The sequence below is a fragment of the Thermaerobacter litoralis genome (assembly GCF_054654595.1).
Genome location: NZ_BAAIES010000004.1, coordinates 114,115 through 135,905, shown reverse-complemented (window position 1 = coordinate 135,905; position 21,791 = coordinate 114,115). Strand labels below are relative to the sequence as shown.

Annotated in this window: 19 protein-coding genes and 2 pseudogenes; all 21 read left to right on the top strand. The window is 74.9% G+C overall.

What is annotated here, in order from left to right:
- Positions 1-41: 41 nt before the first annotated feature.
- Positions 42-827 (top strand): FliA/WhiG family RNA polymerase sigma factor, encoded by a 786-nt coding sequence (locus ACYQ02_RS02385; RefSeq protein ID WP_460038838.1) that lies wholly within the window; start codon positions 42-44, stop codon positions 825-827.
- On the top strand, positions 824-1,300 hold the full coding sequence (locus tag ACYQ02_RS02380) for a hypothetical protein (protein WP_460038837.1): 477 nt from the start codon (positions 824-826) through the stop codon (positions 1,298-1,300). The genes ACYQ02_RS02385 and ACYQ02_RS02380 overlap by 4 nt, the downstream gene beginning before the upstream one ends.
- A 93-nt stretch (positions 1,301-1,393) precedes the next feature.
- Positions 1,394-1,975, top strand: a complete 582-nt coding sequence (locus ACYQ02_RS02375; protein WP_460038836.1) for a hypothetical protein — start codon at positions 1,394-1,396, stop codon at positions 1,973-1,975.
- A gap of 295 nt (positions 1,976-2,270) precedes the next feature.
- On the top strand, positions 2,271-2,972 hold the full coding sequence (rpsB, locus tag ACYQ02_RS02370) for a 30S ribosomal protein S2 (RefSeq protein ID WP_460038835.1): 702 nt from the start codon (positions 2,271-2,273) through the stop codon (positions 2,970-2,972).
- 79 nt (positions 2,973-3,051) lie between these two features.
- A complete protein-coding gene (gene tsf, locus ACYQ02_RS02365; protein WP_460038834.1) occupies positions 3,052-3,648 on the top strand; it encodes a translation elongation factor Ts in 597 nt (198 codons plus the stop codon).
- Positions 3,649-3,908: 260 nt separating this feature from the next.
- Positions 3,909-4,631 (top strand): UMP kinase, encoded by a 723-nt coding sequence (pyrH, locus tag ACYQ02_RS02360; RefSeq protein ID WP_460039030.1) that lies wholly within the window; start codon positions 3,909-3,911, stop codon positions 4,629-4,631.
- Positions 4,628-5,182, top strand: a complete 555-nt coding sequence (gene frr, locus ACYQ02_RS02355) for a ribosome recycling factor (protein ID WP_460038833.1) — start codon at positions 4,628-4,630, stop codon at positions 5,180-5,182. Before pyrH ends, frr begins: the two co-directional genes overlap by 4 nt.
- Positions 5,179-5,541 (top strand): hypothetical protein, encoded by a 363-nt coding sequence (locus ACYQ02_RS02350; RefSeq protein WP_460038832.1) that lies wholly within the window; start codon positions 5,179-5,181, stop codon positions 5,539-5,541. The genes frr and ACYQ02_RS02350 overlap by 4 nt, the downstream gene beginning before the upstream one ends.
- Positions 5,525-6,634 carry an undecaprenyl pyrophosphate synthase gene (gene uppS, locus ACYQ02_RS02345; protein ID WP_460038831.1) on the top strand — a complete coding sequence of 370 codons (1,110 nt, stop codon included), beginning with the start codon at positions 5,525-5,527 and terminating at the stop codon, positions 6,632-6,634. Before ACYQ02_RS02350 ends, uppS begins: the two co-directional genes overlap by 17 nt.
- Positions 6,628-7,692, top strand: a complete 1,065-nt coding sequence (locus tag ACYQ02_RS02340) for a phosphatidate cytidylyltransferase (protein ID WP_460038830.1) — start codon at positions 6,628-6,630, stop codon at positions 7,690-7,692. The genes uppS and ACYQ02_RS02340 overlap by 7 nt, the downstream gene beginning before the upstream one ends.
- Positions 7,693-7,748: 56 nt before the next feature.
- Positions 7,749-8,960, top strand: coding sequence for a 1-deoxy-D-xylulose-5-phosphate reductoisomerase (locus ACYQ02_RS02335; RefSeq protein WP_460038829.1), 1,212 nt, complete (start codon positions 7,749-7,751; stop codon positions 8,958-8,960).
- Positions 8,961-9,107: 147 nt separating this feature from the next.
- Entirely contained in the window at positions 9,108-10,145 is a 1,038-nt protein-coding gene (gene rseP / locus ACYQ02_RS02330) for an RIP metalloprotease RseP (RefSeq protein WP_460038828.1), read from the top strand.
- 120 nt (positions 10,146-10,265) lie between these two features.
- On the top strand, positions 10,266-11,609 hold the full coding sequence (ispG, locus tag ACYQ02_RS02325; protein ID WP_460038827.1) for a flavodoxin-dependent (E)-4-hydroxy-3-methylbut-2-enyl-diphosphate synthase: 1,344 nt from the start codon (positions 10,266-10,268) through the stop codon (positions 11,607-11,609).
- Between the two features lie 193 nt (positions 11,610-11,802).
- Positions 11,803-13,563: a proline--tRNA ligase gene (locus ACYQ02_RS02320; protein WP_460038826.1), complete on the top strand. Its 1,761-nt coding sequence runs from the start codon at positions 11,803-11,805 to the stop codon at positions 13,561-13,563.
- Positions 13,564-13,752: 189 nt separating this feature from the next.
- Positions 13,753-15,024 carry an MgtC/SapB family protein gene (locus ACYQ02_RS02315; RefSeq protein WP_460038825.1) on the top strand — a complete coding sequence of 424 codons (1,272 nt, stop codon included), beginning with the start codon at positions 13,753-13,755 and terminating at the stop codon, positions 15,022-15,024.
- A gap of 401 nt (positions 15,025-15,425) precedes the next feature.
- The gene (locus tag ACYQ02_RS02310) at positions 15,426-15,887 is read left to right on the top strand and encodes a ribosome maturation factor RimP (RefSeq protein WP_460038824.1); all 462 of its coding nucleotides are present in this window, start codon (positions 15,426-15,428) and stop codon (positions 15,885-15,887) included.
- A gap of 232 nt (positions 15,888-16,119) precedes the next feature.
- On the top strand, positions 16,120-17,622 hold the full coding sequence (gene nusA / locus ACYQ02_RS02305) for a transcription termination factor NusA (RefSeq protein WP_460038823.1): 1,503 nt from the start codon (positions 16,120-16,122) through the stop codon (positions 17,620-17,622).
- A 6-nt stretch (positions 17,623-17,628) separates the two neighbouring features.
- Positions 17,629-17,922 (top strand): RNase P modulator RnpM, encoded by a 294-nt coding sequence (gene rnpM / locus ACYQ02_RS02300; protein ID WP_460038822.1) that lies wholly within the window; start codon positions 17,629-17,631, stop codon positions 17,920-17,922.
- Positions 17,909-18,283: a L7Ae/L30e/S12e/Gadd45 family ribosomal protein gene (locus tag ACYQ02_RS02295; RefSeq protein ID WP_460038821.1), complete on the top strand. Its 375-nt coding sequence runs from the start codon at positions 17,909-17,911 to the stop codon at positions 18,281-18,283. Before rnpM ends, ACYQ02_RS02295 begins: the two co-directional genes overlap by 14 nt.
- A pseudogene (locus ACYQ02_RS02290) lies at positions 18,249-18,353 on the top strand (translation initiation factor IF-2 N-terminal domain-containing protein); the annotation flags it as partial. The gene ACYQ02_RS02295 and the pseudogene ACYQ02_RS02290, both read left to right, overlap by 35 nt.
- 1,410 nt (positions 18,354-19,763) lie before the next feature.
- Positions 19,764-21,749 (top strand): annotated as a pseudogene (gene infB / locus ACYQ02_RS02285) (translation initiation factor IF-2); the annotation flags it as partial.
- Positions 21,750-21,791: the final 42 nt, after the last annotated feature.

Sequence of the window (21,791 nt, the reverse complement as noted above, 5' to 3'; positions counted from 1 at the left end):
GGGCCGGGACGGGCCGGCAAGGAGCCGGAGGGGGGAGCGGGGTGTCCGCGGAGCTGAAGCAGCGACAGGAGCGGGCCGAACTGTGGCGCCGGTACCGGACCACGGCCGATCCCGAGAGCTGGGAGGCCCTGATCCGGGAGCACCTGCCCCTGGTCCGCTACCTGGCGGGCCGGATGGTGATCCACCTGCCGCCCCAGGTGGAGATGGACGACCTCATCAGCTACGGCATCTTCGGCCTGATGGAGGCGATCAAGCGCTACGACCCCAGCCGGGGGGTGAAGTTCGAGACCTACGCCTACACCCGCATCCGCGGCGCCATGCTGGACGGCCTGCGGGCGATGGACTGGGTCCCCCAGGGCCTGCGCCGCCGGGCCCGGGAGGTGGAGGCCTGTTACCGGCGGCTGGAGAACCGGCTGGGCCGGCCGGCGGACGACGCGGAGGTGGCGGCGGAACTGGGGCTGGCGCCCGAGGAGTTCGGCGAGCTCTTGAGGGACTTGGCCCGCACCACCGTCGTCTCCCTGGACGACGTCCTGCCCAGCGACTCCGACGACCCGGCGCTGGTGCTGGACCGGCTGGCCGACCCCTCGGCCGCCGACCCCCTGGCGGCCGCCACCCTGGCCGACCTGCGCCGGCGCCTGGCCGAGGCCCTGGCCGCCCTGCCCGAGCGGGAGCGCCTGGTCGTGACCCTTTACTATTATGAAGGCTTGACCGTCAAGGAGATCGCCGAGGTGATGGGCGTGAGCCCCTCCCGGGTCTCCCAGCTCCACACCCGGGCCATCCTGCGCCTGCGGGCCCATCTGGGCGGGGACGGGGGCGACGGGCCGTGAGCATCGGCGGATTGGACGGACCCCACGCCGTCCAGTCGGCGGCCGAGGCGCAGCGGCTGCAGCGCCTGCCGGCCGAGGCGGCCCGGGGGGAGGAACAGGCCCAGCGCTTCGCCGCCCGCCTGGACGAGGCCCGGCGCCGCACCCGGGTCCCCTCTGCGGGCGGGATGGAGGCCGCCGGGCGGCCGGAGGATGCCCCGCGATCGGGCGCCGATGGGGCGCCCCTTCCCTCGCCGGCGGCCGGGGACCGCGGCGGACGGCGAGGCCGGGACGGCGGCCGCCCGAAGGGCCGGGACCCCGGTCACCCGGGTTCGGGGGAGGAACCGGATCCCTCGCCCCGCGGCGAGGAGGCGGCCCTGCCCGGTGGCCGGGGCGCAGCCCCGGCCCCGGCATCGCCACCGGCGGGCGGCCGGGGGCCCGTCCCCCTGCCGGAGGAACTGCCTTTGAAGGGCCGGCGGCTGGACCGGTCGGTCTGAGGCCGGGTGCCGGAGGTGCCCGGACCCTGCCCCGCGCCCCGTCCGCATAGGTGCGGACAAGGCTGGCATACTATGCCAGGCGGGGGTGAGGGCATGCGGGGCTTCGGACTCGGCTTCGCCTGCGGGCTGCTGGTGAGCGCCCTGCTGGCGGGAGCCGCGATCCAGCAGCTGGTCCAGCGGGGCCTGACCGTGGAGGTCGAGGCGGCGCCCCTGGCCGCCGCGGCGGAGGCCGCGGTCCAGGAGGCCGTGGCCCGGCAGCTGCCCGCCGTGGTCGAACCCCTGCGGGAGCGCTTGCCGGCGGCCATCGCCGCCGAGCTGGCGGCCCGGATGCGGGAGGCCGGGATCATCGTCTACGGCGTCCGGCTGGAGCTGCCGCCCGAGGCGGCGGCCGCCCTGGAGCGGCAGCTGCGGGACGAGCTGAGCCGCCAGCTCCAGGTCCAGCTGGATCCCGCCCACTTGGCCGCCTGGTCCGGCCCCTGGAGCCGCCAGCTGGGGCGCCAGCTGGTGGAGGGGCTGGCGACCCGCCTGGCCCAGCAGCCGGTGCCGGTTCGTCCCGTCGACCGGCTGCCCCTGGCGATCCCGGTCTACATCCGCTTGAACACCGGATCCGCCCAGCCCGCCTTCGGCGCGGCGACGGTGCCCCTTTCTCGGCTCCCCACCACCGGGCGGCCCTGACCGTCCCCGGCCCCCGGCTGCCCACCGCTCCACAGCCCCCCACGGCCCCTTTTCGTTGGCGCACCGGAAACCCTGTGATATACTACCGAACGGCTTGTGCACGGTCGCCCGATCGCCGCCGGGCGGGTTCTTCCGCCTTTTCGCGGAGGCCAGCGGCGAGGGACCGGGCGGATCGGCGCGGGCACATCACACGCCTCCGGAGGGGTGCGGCGGTGCCGGCTGGCGGCGCAGCGGCGCGCCGGTTCCGCATCCTGGGGAAGGGGGCGGAGGAACGAACCGCAAGGAGGTGGGGCCGGTGCCGGTCGTGGCCATGAAGCAGCTGCTCGAAGCGGGCGTCCACTTCGGCCATCAGACCCGCCGGTGGAATCCCAAGATGCGCCCCTACATCTTCATGGAGCGCAACGGGATCTACATCATCGATCTGCAGAAGACGGTGCGCCTTCTCGACGAGGCGTACAACTTCGTCCGCGAGCTGGCCGCCCAGGGTGGGCGCGTTCTTTTTGTCGGCACCAAGAAGCAGGCGCGGGAGGCCATCGCCGAGGAGGCCACCCGCTGCGGCGAGTTCTACATCAACGAGCGCTGGCTGGGCGGCACCCTGACCAACTTCGCCACCATCCGCACCCGCATCGATCGCCTGGCCGAGCTTGAGCAGATGGAGGCCGACGGTCATTTCGAACGGCTGCCCAAGAAGGAAGTGGCGCGCCTGCTGCGGGAGAAGGAGAAGCTGGAGAAGTACCTGGGCGGCATCAAGGGGATGAAGGACCTGCCCGACGCCGTCTACGTGGTCGACCCCCGCAAGGAGAAGATCGCCGTCTCCGAGGCGCGCAAGCTGGGCATCCCCGTGGTGGCCATCGTGGACACCAACTGCGATCCCGAAGAGGTCGACTATGTGATCCCCGGCAACGACGACGCCATCCGGGCCGTCCGGCTGATCACCGGCAAGATCGCCGACGCCGTCCTGGAGGGCAAGCAGGGCGTCCAGGTCGTCGAGGCCTGAAGACCCGGCCCGGCGCCGCCGGGGCCCGGGCCGGGTCGCGGCGGCGCCGCGGGGATCGAGGCAGGAAAGGAGGCCGTCCATGGCGGTCAGTGCGAAACAGGTGGCGGAACTGCGGGCGCGGACCGGCGCCGGCATGATGGATTGCAAGAAGGCCCTGGAACAGGCGGGTGGCGACCTGGACAAGGCGGCCGAGCTCCTGCGGGAGTGGGGCATGGCGGCCGCCGCCAAGAAGGCCAGCCGGGAGACGGCGGAGGGCCTGGTCCACGCCTACATCCACGGCCAGGGCCGCATCGGCGTGCTGATCGAGGTCAACTGCGAGACGGACTTCGTCGCCGCGACCGACGACTTCCGGCAGCTGGTCCACGAGCTGGCGATGCAGGTGGCGGCCACCGCTCCCCAGTACGTCCGCCGTGACGATGTGCCGGCGGAGGTGGTGGAGCGGGAGCGGGAGGTCCTGCGCCGCCAGGCCGAGGCCGAGGGCAAGCCCGCCCCCATCGTGGAGAAGATCGTCGAGGGCCGCCTGGACAAGTTCTTCAGCCAGGTCTGCCTGGAGGAGCAGCCCTACATCCGCGACGATTCCATCACCGTGGGCGATTTGATCAAGCAGACCATCGCCAAGCTGGGCGAGAACATCCGGGTGCGCCGCTTCGCCCGGTTCGAGCTGGGCGGCGCCTGAGGGCGGCGTCGGGACCTGCGCCGCCGTAGGATGAGTTGCGGCGTGGGAGCGCGAGGCCCCGGCGCCGGCGCGGCCGGTGCCGGGGCACAGTGGCCCGTCGCGCCGCCGGCCGGTTCGTCCGGAACGGTCCGGCGCGGCGGGGGGAGCGAGGTCGGGAAGCCGTGGAGCGCAGCGAGACCGAGGGGCGGCCGTCGCCGCTGGCGGAGGCTGGTTCGACCGGGACGAACCCGGCTCCCGGCGGGGCCGCGCCGGGCAACGGCATGCCCCGCCCCCGCTACCGGCGGGTCATGCTCAAGCTCTCGGGGGAGATGCTGGCCGGCGGCGGCTACGGCATCGACCCGGAGGTGGTCGACTCCATCGCCCGCCAGGTGCGGGAGGTGGTCGACCTGGGGGTCCAGGTGGCCATCGTGGTCGGCGGGGGCAACATCTGGCGCGGGGTCCAGGGGAGCGCCAAGGGCATCGACCGGGCCACGTCGGACTACATGGGCATGCTGGCGACGGTGATCAACGCCCTGGCCCTGCAGGACGCCCTGGAGAAGCACGGGGTCGACACCCGGGTCCAGACGGCCATCGAGATGAAGGAAGTGGCCGAGCCCTACATCCGGCGCCGGGCGATCCGGCACCTGGAGAAGGGCCGGGTGGTGATCTTCGCCGCCGGCACCGGGAACCCGTACTTCTCCACCGACACCACGGCGGCCCTGCGGGCGGCGGAGATCGAGGCGGAGATCTTCTTCAAGGCGACCAAGGAGGACGGCATCTACGACGCCGATCCCCGCGTGAACCCCAACGCGCGCAAGATCGACGAGATCGACTATCTGGAGATGCTCAACCGCGGCCTGCGGGTGATGGACTCCACCGCCACGTCCCTGTGCATGGAGAACAACATTCCCATCCGGGTGTTCGACCTGAGCGTCCCCGGCAACGTGCGGCGGGCCGTTCTGGGCGAGAACATCGGTACATACGTCAGGGGGGAGCCCCGGTGATCGAGGACATCCTCCGGGAGACCCGGGAGCGGATGGAGGCCCGGGTGGAGAACTTCCGCCGGGAGCTGGCCGGGGTCCGCGCGGGCCGGGCCACCCCGGCGCTCTTGGAGAAGATCCGCGTCGACTACTACGGGACGCCCATGCCGATCAACCAGCTGGCCACCATCACGGCGCCGGAACCGCGGATGCTGGTCGTCCAGCCCTGGGACAAGGGCGCCATGGGCGAGATCGAGCGGGCCATCGCCAAGTCGGACCTGGGCATCAACCCCTCCAGCGACGGCCAGGTCATCCGCATCGTCCTGCCTCCGCTGACGGAGGAGACCCGCAACGAGCTGGTCAAGCGGGTGCGCAAGATGGCGGAGGAGGAGCGGGTGGCGATCCGCAACCTGCGGCGCCAGGCCAACGACGACCTCAAGGACCTGGAAGGGGAAGGGTTCTCCGAGGACGAGATCCGGCGCGCCCAGGAGAAGGTCCAGGAGCTGACGGACCGCTACATCGCCCGGGTCGACGAGCTCCTGGCCGCCAAGGAGAAGGAGATCCGCGAGGTGTGACGTCCTTGTCCGAGCTGGTGGGCCTGCCCCTGGCGGAGGCGCAGCGGCGCCTGGTGGGGGCAGGTCTTTCCGTTACCGTGGCGGTGACCGCCGCGCCGGAGGAACCGGCCCGGCGCCGGGCCCGCCAGGTGGGGCCGCGCCAGACCCTCTGGCGGGTGGTCCGGGTGGAAGGGCCCGATGGCCGGGGGGCGGTGTGCCTGCGGATCGCCGCCTTTCCCCTGCCGCCCTTGCCCCGGGCGGAGCTGGAGGCCGTCCTGGGCGAGGGAGCCGCCGGCAGCTGGGGGCCGCTGGCGGCGCCGGCCGGGGAGGGCGGGCCGGAGGGCGGCGAAGGAGAGGGAGCCGGTGACCGATCCCGTTGAGCGGCAGGGCCGGGCATCGCTCCGGCCGGAGGAGGCCGAGCTGCACCGCCGGATCGACCGGGTGCGCGCCCTGGGCCGGATGCCGCGCCATGTGGCCATCATCATGGACGGCAACGGCCGGTGGGCCCAGCGCCGGGGCTGGCCGCGGGTGGCCGGGCACCGGGCCGGTGTCCAGAGCGTGCGGGAGATCGTGCGCTTCGCCGGGGACATCGGGCTCGAGGTGCTGACCCTGTACGCCTTCTCCACCGAGAACTGGCGGCGCCCGCCGGCCGAGGTGCGGGCCTTGATGGGCCTCCTGGTCGAGCACATCCGGCGCGATCTGGACGAGCTGCACCGCAACGGCGTCCAGATCCGCGTGATCGGCGACCCGGAGGGGCTGCCCCCCCAGCCGCGGCGGGAGGTCCTGCGGGCGGTGGACACCACCCGCCACAACCGGCGCATGGTGCTGGTGCTGGCTTTGAACTACGGTGCGCGCTGGGAGCTGGCCCGCGCCGCCCGGCTCCTGGCCGAACGGGCCGCCCGCGGCGAGATCGACCCGGCGGCCATCGACGAGGCGGCCCTGGCCGCCCACCTGCAAACGGCGGATCTGCCGGATCCCGACCTGTTGATCCGGCCCAGCGGCGAGTGGCGGATCTCCAACTTCCTGCTCTGGCAGATCGCCTACAGCGAGCTCTGGTTCACCCCCGTGGCCTGGCCCGACTTCCGCCCCGTCCACCTGGTCGAGGCCATCGAGGACTTCGCCCGCCGTGAACGGCGCTTCGGCGGCCTGGGGGACGGGGCGGCCCTGGGGGCCGCCGGCGGCACCGCCCCCAGGGGCGGCGGCCCCGGACCGGTCCCGGCCGTTCCCCTGCCGGCTCGGGCCGGAAGGGGCGGGTTCGGCGCCGGCGCAGCCGCCGGTGAGGGGGGGCCGGCCACCGCGGACCAGGCCCCGGGGTCCGGCGAGGCCGGCGGAACGGGCGCATCGGGTGCCAGGGCGGCCGCCACGGGCACGCCGCCAGGGGCCGGGGCGCCCGCGCCCAAGGCCCACCGGCCGGGGGTGGACGGCGAGGGGTCGGCTGCGGGAACCGGCGGCACCCCCGGGTCGCCATGCTGAAGGCGCGGATCCTGACGGCCGCCGTCCTCCTGCCACCGGTTCTCGCGGCTGTGGCGTGGGGCGGCCCCGCCCTCGCCGCCCTCTTGGCCGTGGTGGGCTTCCTGGCGGGATGGGAGGCGGCGGCCCTCCTGGCCCCGGCGGGCCCGCCGGCACGGGCTGCGGGGGCGGGACGGCCGGCTGTGGCGGGACGGGAGGCGGCGCCGCAAGGGGGCAGCGCCGCCGGCGGTCCCGATGCGCCAGGGACGGAGGGAGCCGGCCGGGCTGGGGACCGGCCCGGCTCGCGCCCCTTGCCGCCGGCGGTGCAGGCGGCTTGCGCCCTGGGCGGAGCGCTGCCGGCGGTGGCCGTGGCCCTGGGTCCAGCAGCGCCTCCGGCCGCCATGGCGGCGGGGTGCCTGCTGGCCGGTCTCGCCGCGGCGGCGGTGGCCGTCCTGGCGGGCCTGGGCCGGCGGCCGGGCGGGGGGCGGGACGCCGCCGGCGGTTCCGCTTTTCCCGCGGGACTGGCCAGGCCGGCGGAGCCCGGACGGGCGGCTGGTTCGGCCGTTGCCGGGCCGGCGGAGGGATCGGCGGTTCCGGCGTGGGCGGGCCGGGCCTTCGGCCTGGCCGTGGGCATCGCCTTGTGGGTCGGCGTGCCCCTGGCCCACGCCCTCTGGCTGCGCCGGTCGGGGGTCGCCTGGCTGCTGGTCCCCCTTGTCATCCTCTGGGTTCAGGACATCGCCGCCTTCTTCGTCGGCCGCGCCATCGGCCGCCACCGGCTGGCGCCCCGGATCTCGCCGGGGAAGACCTGGGAGGGGGCTCTGGGGGGCCTGGTGGGGGGACTGCTGGCGGCCGCCGCCCTGGCCCGGCCCCTGGCGGTGGAACCGGCCGCGCTCCTGCCGGCCGCCCTGGGGACCGCCGTGGCCGGCCAGGCCGGCGACCTCTTCGAGTCGTGGTGGAAGCGGCGGGCCGGCCTCAAGGACTCGGGTACCCTGTTGCCCGGCCACGGCGGCATGCTGGACCGGATCGACAGCCTGCTGCCGGCCCTGGTGCTGTTCAGCTGGTGGATGCGCCCGTGGCGGTAGCCGCGGGGCGGGATGCGGTCCGGGGAGCGGGAGTGGGCGGGGAGCGGGATTCAGCGATGGATGGAAGACCGGATGGACCGCCGGCCGGCGAGCCCACGGGCGTGGTGATCCTGGGCAGCACGGGTTCCATCGGGCGCCAGGCCGTGGACGTCATCGCCCGGATGCCGGGCCGCCTGCGGGCCGTGGGCCTGGCGGCGGGGCGGGACGGCGAGCGGCTCTTGGAGCAGGTGCGCCGCCTGCGCCCGGAGGTGGTCGCCCTGGAGGACCCCGAAGCCGGCGCCCGGTGGCGGCCGCTGCTGGAACGGGAAGGGGTGCGGGTGCTGACGGGGCCGGGGTCGGCCGAGGCCCTGGCCACCTGGCCCGGGGCGACCCGCGTGCTCTCGGCCATCACCGGGGCGGCGGGCCTGCGGCCCACCCTGGCCGCCCTGGAGGCCGGCCGGGACGTCGCCCTGGCCAACAAGGAATCCCTGGTCGTCGCCGGCGCCCTGGTCACCCGGACGGCGGCGCGGCGGGGCGTGCGCCTGCTGCCCGTGGACAGCGAGCACTCCGCCCTCTTCCAGTGCCTGCAGGGCCGGTCGCCCGCCGAGGTGGAGCGGCTGGTCCTCACCGCCTCCGGCGGGCCCTTCCGCGGCTGGAGCCGGGACCGCCTGGCCGGCGTCACCCCCGCAGAGGCCGTCCGTCACCCCAACTGGTCCATGGGCGCCAAGATCAGCGTGGATTCCGCCACGTTGATGAACAAGGGGCTGGAGGTCATCGAGGCCCACTGGCTCTTCGGCCTGCCCGCGCCGCGCATCGCCGTGGTGGTCCACCCCCAGAGCATCGTCCACGGCCTGGTCGAACTGGTGGACGGCGCGACGGTGGCCGTGCTGGCCCACCCCGACATGCGCCAGCCGATCCAGTACGCCCTGTGTTATCCTGAACGTGGACCGCGGCTGGTCGAGCGCTTGGATCTGGCCGCCGTGGGCAAGCTGACCTTTGAAGAACCCGACACCCGCACCTTCCCGTGCCTCGCCCTGGCCTATCAGGCCCTGGAGGCGGGCGGGACGGCGCCGGCGGTGCTCAATGCCGCCAACGAGGTGGCGGTGGCCGCCTTCCTGGAGGGGCGGCTGCCCTTCCCGGGCATCGCCGAGACGGTGGCGGCCGTCCTGGACCGGCACCGGCCGCGGCCGGTGGCCCGTCTGGAGGACGTGCTGGAGGCCGATGCCTGGGCCCGGGAGGAAGCCCAGGCCCGGGTGGCGGGCATGTCGGGCGCGGGCCCGGCCCGCTGAGGCCCCAAGGCTCGGGGACCAGGGCCCCCGGCGCCGCCGGTCCCGGCGGGACGGTGCGGCCGCCGCGGGGGGCTGGGCGCCGCCGGGGCACCGGGCGCCCGGGCCGCCGTGCGGGTCGGGTTCGGACCGGTGGGGCAGGTGATCCCCGTGGCGGTGGTCTGGACCGTCGCCGTCTTCGCGCTGCTGATCGTGATCCACGAGCTGGGCCACTTCTGGGCGGCCAAGCGCAGCGGCGTCCTGGTGCACGAGTTCGCCCTGGGTTTCGGACCCCGGCTGGCTGCCGTGCGCCGCGGCGAGACCGAATACAGCCTGCGGCTTTTGCCGCTGGGCGGGTTCGTCCGCATGGCCGGCATGCAGCCCGACGAAGAGGGGCTGGAGGACGTGCCGCCGGCCCGCCGCTTCCTGGGCCGGCCCCTGGGTGACCGGGTGAAGATCATCGCCGCGGGACCGCTGATGAACGTGGCCCTGGCCATCGTCCTCTTCGCCCTGGTGTTCGCCGTCATCGGCATCCCCGTGGCCCGGCCGGTGGTCGGCGAGGTGGTGCCCGGGTATCCCGCCGCCGAGGCGGGGCTGCAGCCGGGGGACCGCATCGTCGCCATCGACGGCCGGCCCGTCACCGGGTGGGAGCAGGTGGTGACGGGGATCCAGCAGGCCGCCGGGCGGCCCGTGGTCCTGACCGTCCAGCGCCAGGGCCAGGAGCTGTCGGTCCGGGTGACCCCCCGGCCCGATCCCGAGCGCCCCGGGGTCGGCGTCATCGGCATCCGCCCGCTGGTGGAGACGGAGCGCACGGGGCTGGTGGAGGCCGTCGCCCGCGGCGCCCAGGCCACCTGGCAGGTGGCGGCCGGCTTCGTCACCGCCCTGGTGCACATGCTGACCGGCCGCGGCGGGTTCGACGTCATCGGCCCGGTGGGCATCGGCCAGCAGATCGGTGAGGCGGCCCAGGTGGGCTTGAGCCAGGTGGTCCTGCTGGCGGCGATCCTCTCGGCCAACCTGGCCCTGGTCAACCTGCTGCCGATCCCGGCCCTGGACGGCGGCCGCCTGGTGTTCCTGGCGGTGGAGGGCGTCCGCGGCCGGCCCGTCGACCCCGAACAGGAGAACCTGATCCACTTTGTCGGCTTTGCCCTGCTGATGCTGTTGGCCATTGTGATTACCTACCGCGACCTCTTGCGACTGAACGCGTCGTGACCGCTCAGGGATGGCCGGCCGGTCGCCAGCGTCCCGGCCGGGCGGCCGCGCACCAGGCGACCGGAGGCCGGCTGCCCGGCTGGGCGGCCGCGCCCGTGCTTGACCGGAGGAAGGAGCCCCATGATGGAACTTGGCCCCAAGCCGCGCCGCCGGACGCCCACCGTCTGGGTGGGCCCGGTGCCCATCGGCGGCGAGCACCCCGTGGTGGTCCAGTCGATGACCAACACCGACACCGCCGACGTGGAGGCCACGGCCGCCCAGGTCATCGAGCTGGCCCGGGCGGGCAGCGAGGTGGTGCGGATCACCGTCAACCGGGAGGAGGCGGCCGCGGCGGTGCCCCGCATCGTCGAGAAGGTGCGGGCCGCCGGCTACGGGACGCCCCTGGTGGGCGACTTCCACTACAACGGCCACGTCCTGCTCACCCGTTACCCGGAGTGTGCCCGGGCCCTGGACAAGTACCGGATCAACCCGGGCAACGTGGGCACCCGGCAGAAGGACCGCAACTTCGCCCAGATCATCGAGGTGGCCCTCAAGTACGACAAGCCGGTACGCATCGGCGTCAACTGGGGCTCCCTGGACCAGGAGCTGCTGACCGAGCTGATGGACGCCAATGCCCGCCGGCCCGAGCCCCGCAGCGCCCGCCACGTGCTGCTCGAGGCCATGGTGGAGAGCGCGCTGCGGTCCGCCCGCATGGCCGAGGAGCTGGGCATGCCCCATGACCGGATCATCCTCAGCGCCAAGGTCTCCGAGGTCCAGGACCTGATCGCCGTCTACCGGGAACTGGCCGCCCGCTGCGATTACCCCCTGCACCTGGGCCTGACCGAGGCCGGCATGGGGATGAAGGGCATCGTGGCCAGCACGGCCGGTCTGGCGGTGCTGCTGCAGGAGGGCATCGGCGACACCATCCGCGTCTCCCTGACGCCCACCCCCGGTGGCGACCGGGCCGAGGAGGTGCGGGTCGCCCAGCAGATCCTCCAGTCCCTGGGGCTCCGCTCCTTCATGCCCCAGGTCAGCTCCTGCCCGGGCTGCGGCCGGACCACCAGCACCTTCTTCCAGGAGATGGCCCGCGACGTCCAGGCCTACATCCAGCAGCGCATGCCCGAGTGGCGCCGCCGCTACCCGGGGGTCGAGAACCTGCGGGTGGCCGTCATGGGCTGCGTGGTCAACGGGCCCGGCGAGAGCCGCCATGCCGACATCGGCATCTCCCTCCCGGGCACCTTTGAAGAGCCGACGGCCCCGGTGTTCGTCGACGGGGAGAAGTACACCACCTTGCGGGGAGACGACATCGTGCCCCGCTTCCTGGAGATCCTGGAGGCCTACGTGGCCCGCCGCTTCGGCCAGGCCGGCGGCCCGCGGGCCGCGGGCGCCGAACCGGCCGGCCCGCCCGGGGCTGACGGGGCGACGGCTGGCGGGGCGGCGACCGGCCGGCGGCCGAATCTTGTCCCGCCCCAGGGGACATGGTAGGAATAAGAGGAGAAAGGTGGCAGGACAGGCCCTGGGACGCTGGGCCGGAGGTTCTCCCAGGTCGAACCCGGCCGTCGCCGTTCCGGGTCCTACACGCCGGCCTTTCGTCCGCTCCGGGCGAAAGGCTTTTTTGACATCGGGCCCTTTCGACGCCGGGCCTGTTGACGTTGCGCGAGGACGGGAGGCGGAGCCCATGCGGTGGACCCGGCTTTTGATTCCCACCCTGCGGGACGACCCCGCCGAGGCCGAGATCGCCAGCCACCGCCTGATGCTGCGGGCGGGGTTGATCCGGCGGGTGACGGCGGGCATCTACGAGTGGCTTCCCCTGGGGCGCCGGGCGGTGATGAAGGTCGAGGCCATCGTCCGGGAGGAGATGAACCGCAAGGGGGGGCTGGAGGTGGGCCTGCCCATCGTCCAGCCGGCGGAGCTGTGGCGCGAGACGGGCCGCTGGGCCGAGTACGGGGAGGAGATGTGGCGGCTCAAGGACCGCCACGGCCGCGAGTACTGCCTGGGCCCGACCCACGAGGAGATCATCACGGACCTGGTGCGGGCCACGGTGACCTCCTACCGGCAGCTGCCCCTGCTGCTCTACCAGATCCAGAACAAGTACCGGGACGAGATCCGGCCCCGCTTCGGGGTGATGCGGGCCCGGGAGTTCGTGATGAAGGACGCCTACTCCTTCGACGTGGACGCCGAGGGCCTCGAGCGCAGCTACCAGGCCATGGACGACGCCTACCGCCGGATTTTCAGCCGCTGCGGCCTGATCTTCCGGCCCGTGGCGGCCGACCCCGGCGCCATCGGCGGCTCCGGCACCCACGAGTTCATGGCCCTGGCGGACTACGGCGAGGCGCTGATCGTATACTGCGATGGCTGTGGCTACGCGGCCAACGTGGAAAAGGCCTCCAGTCGCGTCGCCCCGCCCATGGACGAGGCGCCCCGCCCCCTGGAGAAGCGGCCGACCCCGGGCGTGCGCACCATCGCCCAGCTGGCGGAGGCCGAGGGCATCCCGCCGGAGCGGCAGATCAAGATCCTCTTCTACTGGGCGGTCTACGAGGGCCGCGACCCCCAGCTGGTGGCGGCCCTGGTGCGGGGCGACCGGGAGCTGAACGAGGTCAAGCTCAAGAACGCCACTGGCGCCCTCTTGGTCAAGATGGCGACCCGGGAAGAGGTCCTGGAGGTGGCCGGGGCGCCGACGGGTTCCGCCGGACCCGTCGGGCTCAAGGGCGTGCCGGTCCTGGCCGACGAGGAGGTCATGGGCCTGCGCAACACGGCCTGCGGCGCCAACGAGGAAGGGTACCACTTCTTCAACGTCAATCCGGGGCGCGACTTCACCCCGGACCGGGTGACGGACCTGCGCCTGGTGGGGCCCGGCGACCCGTGCCCCGAGTGCGGCACGCCCATGGCGTCGGCCCGGGGTATCGAGGTCGGCCAGATCTTCAAGCTGTGGACCAAGTACAGCGAGGCGCTGGGCTGCACCTTCAAGGACGCCGACGGCCAGGAGCGGCCCATGGTCATGGGCTGCTACGGCATCGGCGTCACCCGCACGGTGGCCGCCGTCATCGAGCAGCACCACGACGAGAAGGGGATCATCTGGCCGATGTCCGTGGCCCCCTACCACGTGGTGGTGACGCCGGTCAACTATGCCGAACCCGACCAGCGCCAGGCGGCCGAGCGGGTGTACGGGGAGCTGCTGGAGGCGGGCGTGGAGGCCGTGCTGGACGACCGGGACGAGCGGCCGGGCGTCAAGTTCAACGACGCCGACCTGATCGGCTTCCCGTTGCGGGTCACCGTCGGGCCCCGCGGGCTGGCCGAGGGCAAGGTCGAGGTGGTCGAACGGGCCAGCGGCGCGGCCGAGCCGGTGCCCGTGGACCAGGCGGCTGCCGAGGTGGCCCGGCGGGTGCGGGCGGCGCTGGACGAGCTGAACCGCCGGGACGGTTCGGTGGGCCGCCGCTGACCGCGGCGGCGGGGCGATCCCGAGGCACCCGATCCGTCCAGCGGCGGACTGGCACCAGTGCATCAAGGCAGTGCACCAAGGCGGCGGGCCGGGCGGCGGGGCGCTGCCCCCGGCCCGCCGCTCCATGACCGCGGGGCCCCGTTTCCGCGGCCGGCCCCGCGGCGGCGTGACGGGGAGAGGAGGGCGGCCGTGCGGCCCGACGCCAGCTGGTTCGACCTGCAAAACCTGGCGCTGTCCCTGGCCCTGGGCCTGCTGGTCGGTCTCGAGCGCCACCGGGCCGGCAAGGAGCTGGGCATGCGCACCTTTGCCTTCACCGCCCTGGCCGGGACCCTGGCGGCCTCCACCGATCCGCCGTACCGGCTGCCCTTCATGCTGGCCGTCCTGGCCTTCACCGCCCTGGTGGTGGTGATCAACAGCTGGCAGAACCTGCGCGCCCAGGAGAGCGTGGAGATCACCACCTCCGTGGCCCTCTTGCTCACCGCCCTGAACGGCATCCTGGTCGGACGCGGGCAGATCTTCACCCCCGTGGCGGCCACGGTGCTGATGCTGCTCTTGCTGTCCTGGAAGGAGGAGCTGGTGGGCTGGACCGCCCTGATCTCCCGGGACGAGGTCCATGCCGCCATCTACCTGGGCGTCATCTCCTTCGTCATCCTGCCCGTGCTGCCGGAGGAACCCGTCGACCCCTGGGGCCTGTTCGACCTGCGGCGGGTTTGGCTGATGGTCGTGCTGATCTCGGCCATCGGCTTTGCCAACTACGTGCTCCTGCGGGTCTACGGCGCCCGGGGCGTCACCTACACGGGCTTCTTGGGCGGCCTGGTCAACAGCACCGCCACGGTGGCGGAGATGGCCCTCAAGGTCGGCGAGAACCCGCCCCTGGAGCGGTTCGCCTTCCGCGGGGTGATGCTGGCCAAGGCGGCGATGTTCGTCCGCAACGGGCTGATCCTGGGCCTCTTCGCGCCGGCGGCCCTGCCCTATGGCCTGTTGCCCGTCGGGCTCATGCTGGTCCTGGCCCTGGTCCTGGCGGTACGGGCCCGGGTGCCCGCCCGGGAAGAGGCCCCGGAGGTGCGGCTGACGTCCCCCTTCTCCGTGCGGGCGGCCCTGGAGTTCGGCCTGGTCTTCCTGGTGCTCAACGTGATCGCCACCCTGGGCCAGCGGTACCTGGGCACCGCGGGGTTCTACGGCGTCAGCTTCCTCGGCGGCCTGGTCTCCAGCGCCTCCAGCGCGGCCACCGCCGCCAACCTGGCCGCCCAGGGGCGCATCGCCCCGGTCCAGGCGGCCTACGGCACCGTGCTGGCTTCCCTGGCCAGCGCGGTGATCCTGGTCCCCATCGCCCAGCGGGCGGCCCGGGGCACGCCCCTGGGGCGGAAGCTCCTGGTCACCATCGCCGGCATGGTCCTGGCGGGAGGCCTGGGTCTGCTGTTGAACCCGGTCTTTTTGGCCGCCACCGGGCTCGGGCGCTGACGGGATGGCCTCGCGGGGGGCGAGGGCGGCGGCCCCGCGCCCCGGGCCCGGCGGCGGTTCCGCCGCGGCGCCGCCGGGTTCCTTTCCTTGCCGGGCTCGGGCGCCTGTGGTATACTGGCGCCAAAGTAGCGCCCCCTGGGCGCTGGTCTTGCTTCTGGGCAGGTGCGCCCGGCCCCGTGGTCGGGGCGGGCGCCCGCGCGGGGTCCGGCGGGAGGCTGCAGCGCGGCCGGTTCGTCCCCGCCGGGCCGTGCCGCCAACCAGCGATGGTCCCGGAAGAGTGGGTTCCGCGCCCACTCTTTTCGATCGTTATGGGGCGGTGTCGGGTCAAGGGCGGCGCGGGCCGGTGCCGCCCGGGGACCGGTGGAACCGGCCGGCCCGGCCGCCGGCGGGGAGGCGACAGGGTGAGCAACCGCAAGGTGGAGGCCGCCGTGGCCGAGGTGGCCGGACCCCTGGCCGAGGAGCGGGGACTGGTGCTGCTGGATGTGGAGTACCGGCGCGAGGGGGGCCGCTGGTTCCTCCAGTGCGTGGTGGACCGGGAAGGCGGCGTGACCATGGACGAGTGCGCCGCCTTCAGCGAGGCCCTGGATCCCCTCCTGACCGGCCTGGACGGCCTGGCGGAGGACGTGGTGGTGGAGGTCATGTCTCCGGGCCTGGATCGCACCCTGCGCAGCGATCGGGAGTTCACCTGGTTCCGCGGCCGGGAGGTGGAGGTGACCACCTACCGCCCGGTGGAGGGCCGGCGGCGCTTCCAGGGGCGCCTGGAGGGCCTGGAGGACGGCCACGTGGTGGTCACCGACGACGAGGGCACCCACCGCATCCCGCGGGAGGCGGTGGCCAAGACCCAGCTGCACGTGCGCATCTGACCCGCGGACCCGGTGGGCCCGGCAGGCCGGCGGGCGATGCGGGGCGCGGCGACCCGGCCGCCGGCGACCGGCCGCCCGCGGGGGACGAACCGGCCGGGCGACGGGCGCGCCAGGGGACCGGTGGGCCGCGGATGCCGGCGGGCCGGCGGACCCCGGCCGTCGCGAGGGACGCCATGTGCCCTGGCCAGGACGAGGGGATGGGTGGCAGGGGAAAGGAGGCGCCTGGCCGCCAATGAATGCGGAATTCATCGAGGCGCTGGAGGATCTGGAGCGGCAGAAGGGCATCGACAAGGACACCCTGCTGGAGGCCATCGAAGCGGCCCTGGTGGCCGCCTTCCGCCGCCACTTCGGCACGGCCCAGAACGTGGCCGTGCGCATCGACCGGGAGACGGGCGAGATCCGGGTGGTGGCCCGGCGCGACGTGGTCGAGCAGGTGGAGGATCCCTCGACCCAGATCAGCCTGGCCGAGGCCCGGGAGATCGATCCCCGTTACCAGGTGGGGGACGTGGTGGAACAGGAGGTCACCCCCCGGGAGTTCGGGCGCATCGCCGCCCAGACCGCCAAGCAGGTGGTCCTGCAGCGCATCCGGGAGGCGGAGCGGGACCTCATCTATGAGGAGTTCATCACCCGGGAAGGCGACATCGTCACGGGGGTCGTCCAGCGGGTCCAGGGGCGGAACGTGTTCGTCGACCTGGGGCGGACGGAGACGGTTCTCTTCCCGTCCGAGCAGATCCCGGGCGAGCGGTACCGGCCCGGCGACCGCATCAAGGTCTACATCGTCGAGGTGCGCAAGACGCCCAAGGGGCCGCAGATCCTGATCTCCCGCAGCCACCCGAACCTCATCAAGCGCCTCTTCGAGCTGGAGGTGCCGGAGATCCACGACGGCATCGTGGAGATCAAGGAGGCGGTGCGGGAGCCCGGCGTCCGGGCCAAGGTGGCCGTCGACACCCGGGACGACCGGGTCGATCCCGTGGGCGCCTGCGTGGGCCCGCGGGGCGCCCGGGTGCAGGCCGTGGTGGCGGAGCTGCGCGGTGAGCGCATCGACGTGATCCGCTGGGCGGAGGAGCCCGAGCAGTTCGTCGCCAATGCCCTGTCGCCGGCCACGGTCACCCGGGTGATCCTGGAGCCGGAGACCCGGGTGGCCCGGGTCATCGTGCCCGACCACCAGCTGTCGCTGGCCATCGGCAAGGAGGGCCAGAACGCCCGGCTGGCCGCGCGCCTGACGGGGTGGAAGATCGACATCCACGCCGAGTCCCAGGCGGCCGAGTGGCTGGGCCGGGACGACGACTGGGACATCGACGCCGTCCTGGCCGGCGTGGGGCGCGATGGCGAGGAGCGGGACGACGGCGCGGCCGACGACCTGGACGAGCTCTTCGGCGCCGGGACCCGGGGCCACGACGGTGGGGCCGAGACCGGCGAGACCGGCGGGGATTGGGACTGGTGGCCAGAGGACCAGGGCGCATCCCAGACCGGTGATGCGGGGGTGGGCGATGCGGCACCTGCCGGGCCGGCCGGGGACGGCGAGGCCGGCGACTGGGACGAGGACGGGGACTGGGACGAGGACGGCTGGGAGGACGGCGGCGCGGGCGACGAGGAGCCCGGCGGCTGGGAGGACGCGCCGGAGGACGGCGCCTCCCCCGGCTGGGCCGAGGATGACGGGGCCGCCGGTGGGGACCTGGAGGACGGCGACGGCGAGGCCGGGGACGGGGAACGCCCCGGGACGGAACCGAGGTGAGGGGCCGTGGCGCGGCACATTCCCCAGCGGACCTGCATCGGTTGTCGCACGGTCCGGCCCAAACGGGAGCTGTTGCGGGTGGTCCGCACCCCTGAAGGGGCGGTGGTCTTCGACCCCACGGGGCGGCGGGCCGGACGCGGCGCCTACCTGTGCCCCGATCCCGCCTGCCTGGAGCGGGCGCTCAAGGCCCGGGAGCTGGGCCGGGCGCTGAAGACCGAGCTGGACGCGGAGACGGTCGAAGGGTTGCGCCGCCAGCTGCTGGAGCTGGTGACGGGAGCGGATGCCGGTGCCGGGCGGTAAGGGCGATCCCCGCGGACTGATCGGGCTGGCCCGCCGGGCGGGGCGCCTGGCGGCCGGCGACCATGCCGTCCGGTACGCCCTGCAGGAGGGCCGGGCGGCCCTGGTGGTGGTGGCCGTCGACGCGGGGAGCGCCTGCCGCCGGCGCTTCACCCACCTGGCGGCCCAGGAGGCGGTGCCCCTCTGCGTGTGGGGGCAGAAGGGCGAGCTGGGCCGCCTGGTCGGCCGCCCCCAGTGCGCGGTGCTGGCGATCACGGACAAGGGACTGGCGTCTGCCCTGCGGGAGCGGCTTCCCGCCGGGGCCGGAGGAACGGGCGCAGAATCGGGGGGTGAGCCGTTTGTCACGCAGCATTCGCATCTATGAACTGGCTCGCAAGCTGGGTGTGCAGAGCAAGGAGATCCTGCGCATCCTGCACGACGAGCTGAACATCGACATCCAGAACCACATGAGCACCATCAACGACCAGGTGGCGCGCCGGATCACCCAGATTCTGCGCGGCGAGACCGGCTCGGCGGGGCAGGGCCCGCGCAACGGGGACGCGGCGCGGGCTTCAGGCGGCGGGGCAGGTACCCGCAACGGCGCGGGCGGGCCGGCCGCCGGCACGGGAACGGGGATGCCCCGGGCCACCGGCGGTGGGACGAACCGGCCGGCGGCGGGCCCGACCCCAGGGGGCCGGCCGGGTGCCGGTGGCGGCGCTGCGGGGACCGGCGGGGCCGGTGGGGCGGCTGGGCGTCCGGGTGCGGCCGGCAGCGGCGGCCGCCCGGCTCCCGCTGCGGGCGGCGGGCGCCCGGAGGCCCGCCCGGCCGCTTCCGGGGCTGCCGGCGCCGGGGCCGCGGGCCCCCGGCCGGCGGCCGGGGGCCCGGCGGGCGCCGGAGCCCGTCCAAGCGGAACGGCGCCCGCAGCGGGCCGCCCCCAGCCCGTGGGCGGCAACGGCGTCGGCGCCCGCCCCGGCAGCGCAGCCGGTGGCCCGGCCCGGCCGGGGACGCCCGGGTCGGGCCAGGGAGCGGCCGGCGGTGGGCGGCCCGGCATGGAGGCGGGCCGGATCGGTGGATCCGGCGGCGCGGCGGGTCCGCGCCCCGCGGCGGGACCGGGCGGCGGTGGGCGGCCGGAGTCCCCGGCGGAGGCCCGTCCGGGCGGCGCGGCCGCTGCCCCCGGCGGTGCGGCGGGCGGGCGGCCGGCTTCCCAGGGCACCGCGGCGGGCGGCGGGGCAGCCGCTGCGGGCGCGGGGGGCCGTCCCGGTACCGGGGGAACGCCAGGCGCCCCGGGTGCGACGGGCGGACGGCCTGGGGCCGGGCCGGCGGGTGGCGGCGCTGGCGCTGGGGCGGCGGGTCCGCGTCCGGCGGGCGGCCCGGCGGGTGCCGGAGCGGCGCCCCGGGGACCCCAGGCGGCGGGTGCCCCGGGGACCCCGGCCGGGGCGGGTGGCCCCGGCCGGGGTCCGGCCGGCCGGCCCCAGGGCGGAGCGGGGGCTCCGGGCGGTGGCGCCCGGGGTCCCGCCGGTGCGGGCCCGGCGGGGCCGGGCGGAGCTCCCGGTGGACCGGCCCGCGGCGAGCGGCGGGATGACCGCCGGGGCGACCGGGCCGGGCGGCCCGGTCGCCCCGGCGAGGCCCGGCCGGGGCAGGCCCGGGCGGGCGACGGCCGTAGCGGCGGGCCCGCCGGCCGTCCGGCCGGCGGCGGCCGGCCGGACGGCCGCGGGGGCCAGGGCCGGCCGGGCGGGGCCGCCGGGCCCCGCCCGGCCGGCGGGGCCGGGGCACGGCCCGCCGCCGGGCCGCGGCCCGGCGGCGGGCGGCCCGGGGGCGGGCCCCGGCCGGGTGGTGGCCGCCCCGGTGGCGGCTTCGCGCCGCCGCGGCCCGGCGGCGGCCGGCCGGGCATGGCCGGCCGGCCGGGGGCGGGCCGGCCGGGGACGGCCGGCCGGCGGGGCGGCAAGCGCAAGGAGTACGAGCGGGACGAGCGCGAGTTCCTCGACGAGGACGACGACGGGCGCCTGTTCGGAGGCCGCAAGGAGGAGCGGCGGCGCCGCCGGGCCCAGGAGGACGCCACCCGCGAGATCCGGCACGGCTCCCGGGTGGGCGGTGAGGTGACCCTCACGGGCGCCGTCACCGTGGGCGCCTTCGCCGAGCTCTTGGGCCTCACGCCGGCCCAGGTCATCCAGACCCTGATCGGCATGGGCGTCATGGCCGCGATCAACCAGGAGATCGACGCCTCGGTGGCCGCCAAGGTGGCGGAGAAGTTCGGCTTCACGGTCAAGATCCAGGAGCCCGAGCCGGAGCTGGCCAAGAAGGTCGAGCCGGCCGCGGCCGAGGAGGACCCGGCGAAGCTCAAGCCGCGCTGGCCCGTGGTGACGGTGCTGGGCCACGTGGACCACGGCAAGACGTCGCTGCTGGACCGCATCCGCCGCACCCGGGTGACGGCCCAGGAGGCCGGTGGCATCACCCAGCACATCGGTGCCTCGGTGGTGGAGGTCGGCGAGAAGAAGATCGTCTTCCTGGACACGCCGGGCCATGAGGCCTTCACCGCCCTGCGGGCGCGGGGCGCCCAGGTGACCGACGTGGCGGTCCTGGTGGTCGCCGCCGACGACGGCGTGATGCCCCAGACGGTGGAGGCCATCAACCACGCCCGGGCCGCGGGCGTGCCCATCGTGGTGGCCATCACCAAGGTCGACAAGCCCGAGGCGAACCCCAACCGGGTGCGCCAGCAGCTGGTGGAGTACAACCTGGTGCCCGAGGAGTGGGGCGGCGACACGGTGATGGTCGAGGTGTCGGCCCACACCGGCCAGGGCATCCCCGAGCTGCTGGAGATGATCCTGCTGGTGGCCGAGCTGCAGGAGCTCAAGGCCAACCCCGACCGGCCCGCCGTGGGCACGGTCATCGAGGCCAAGCTGGACCGCGGCCGCGGCCCCGTTGCAACGGTGCTGGTGCAGACGGGCACCCTGCGGGTGGGCGATGCCTTCGTCTGCGGGACCACCTACGGCCGGGTCCGGGCCCTGTTCGACGACCGCGGCCGGCCGGTGGAGGAGGCCGGGCCGTCGACCCCGGTGGAGGTCCTGGGCGCCTCGGAGGTGCCCGAGGCCGGCGACCGGCTGGAAGTGGTCGCCGACGAGCGGGAGGCCCGGGAGATCGCCACCCGGCGCCAGGAGGAGCGGCGCCAGGAGGAGCTGCGGGCGGCCCGCGGCCTGACCCTGGAGCAGTTCTCCCAGCAGGCCGCCGGCGAAGCGGGCGAGCGGGAGCTGCGCCTGGTCGTCAAGGCCGACGTGCAGGGCTCCCTGGATGCCCTGATCCCGGCCCTGGAGCGCCTTTCCACCGACGAGGTCTACGTCCGGGTGCTCCACACCGGCCTGGGCGCCATCAGCGAGTCCGACGTCATGCTGGCGGCGGCCTCCCGCGCCATCGTGGTGGGCTTCAACGTGCGGCCCGACGCCAACGCCCGGCGGGCGGCGGACGAGGAGAAGGTGGAGATCCGCACCTACCGGGTCATCTACGAGCTGCTGGACGACGTGAAGAAGGCCCTGCAGGGCCTGCTGAAGCCCGAGATCCGCGAGGTGGTCCTCGGCCAGGCGGAGGTGCGGGCCACCTTCAAGGTGCCGGGCGTCGGCACCGTGGCCGGCTGCTACGTGACCGACGGCAAGATCGCCCGCAACGCCCGGGTCCGGGTAATCCGCGACGGGACGGTGATCTACGAGGGTCGCATCGCCTCCCTGAAGCGGTTCCAGGACGACGTCCGCGAGGTGGCCCAGGGCTACGAGTGCGGCGTGGGCATCGAACGCTTCAACGACATCAAGGAGGGCGACGTCCTGGAGGTCTTCCAGGAGCAGGAGGTGGCCCGGGCCCTTTGATGGCCGGGCCCTCTCTTGCCCGGGCGCTCCGGCGCGGGCGCG

Coding starts and splice junctions, on each gene's coding strand:
- ACYQ02_RS02375 (WP_460038836.1), top strand. CDS start 1,394: ATGCGGGGCTTCGGACTCGGCTTCGCCTGCGGGCTGCTGGTGAGCGCC.
- ACYQ02_RS02340 (WP_460038830.1), top strand. CDS start 6,628: ATGCTGAAGGCGCGGATCCTGACGGCCGCCGTCCTCCTGCCACCGGTT.
- tsf (WP_460038834.1), top strand. CDS start 3,052: ATGGCGGTCAGTGCGAAACAGGTGGCGGAACTGCGGGCGCGGACCGGC.
- ACYQ02_RS02320 (WP_460038826.1), top strand. CDS start 11,803: ATGCGGTGGACCCGGCTTTTGATTCCCACCCTGCGGGACGACCCCGCC.
- nusA (WP_460038823.1), top strand. CDS start 16,120: ATGAATGCGGAATTCATCGAGGCGCTGGAGGATCTGGAGCGGCAGAAG.
- pyrH (WP_460039030.1), top strand. CDS start 3,909: ATGCCCCGCCCCCGCTACCGGCGGGTCATGCTCAAGCTCTCGGGGGAG.
- ACYQ02_RS02335 (WP_460038829.1), top strand. CDS start 7,749: ATGGATGGAAGACCGGATGGACCGCCGGCCGGCGAGCCCACGGGCGTG.
- ispG (WP_460038827.1), top strand. CDS start 10,266: ATGATGGAACTTGGCCCCAAGCCGCGCCGCCGGACGCCCACCGTCTGG.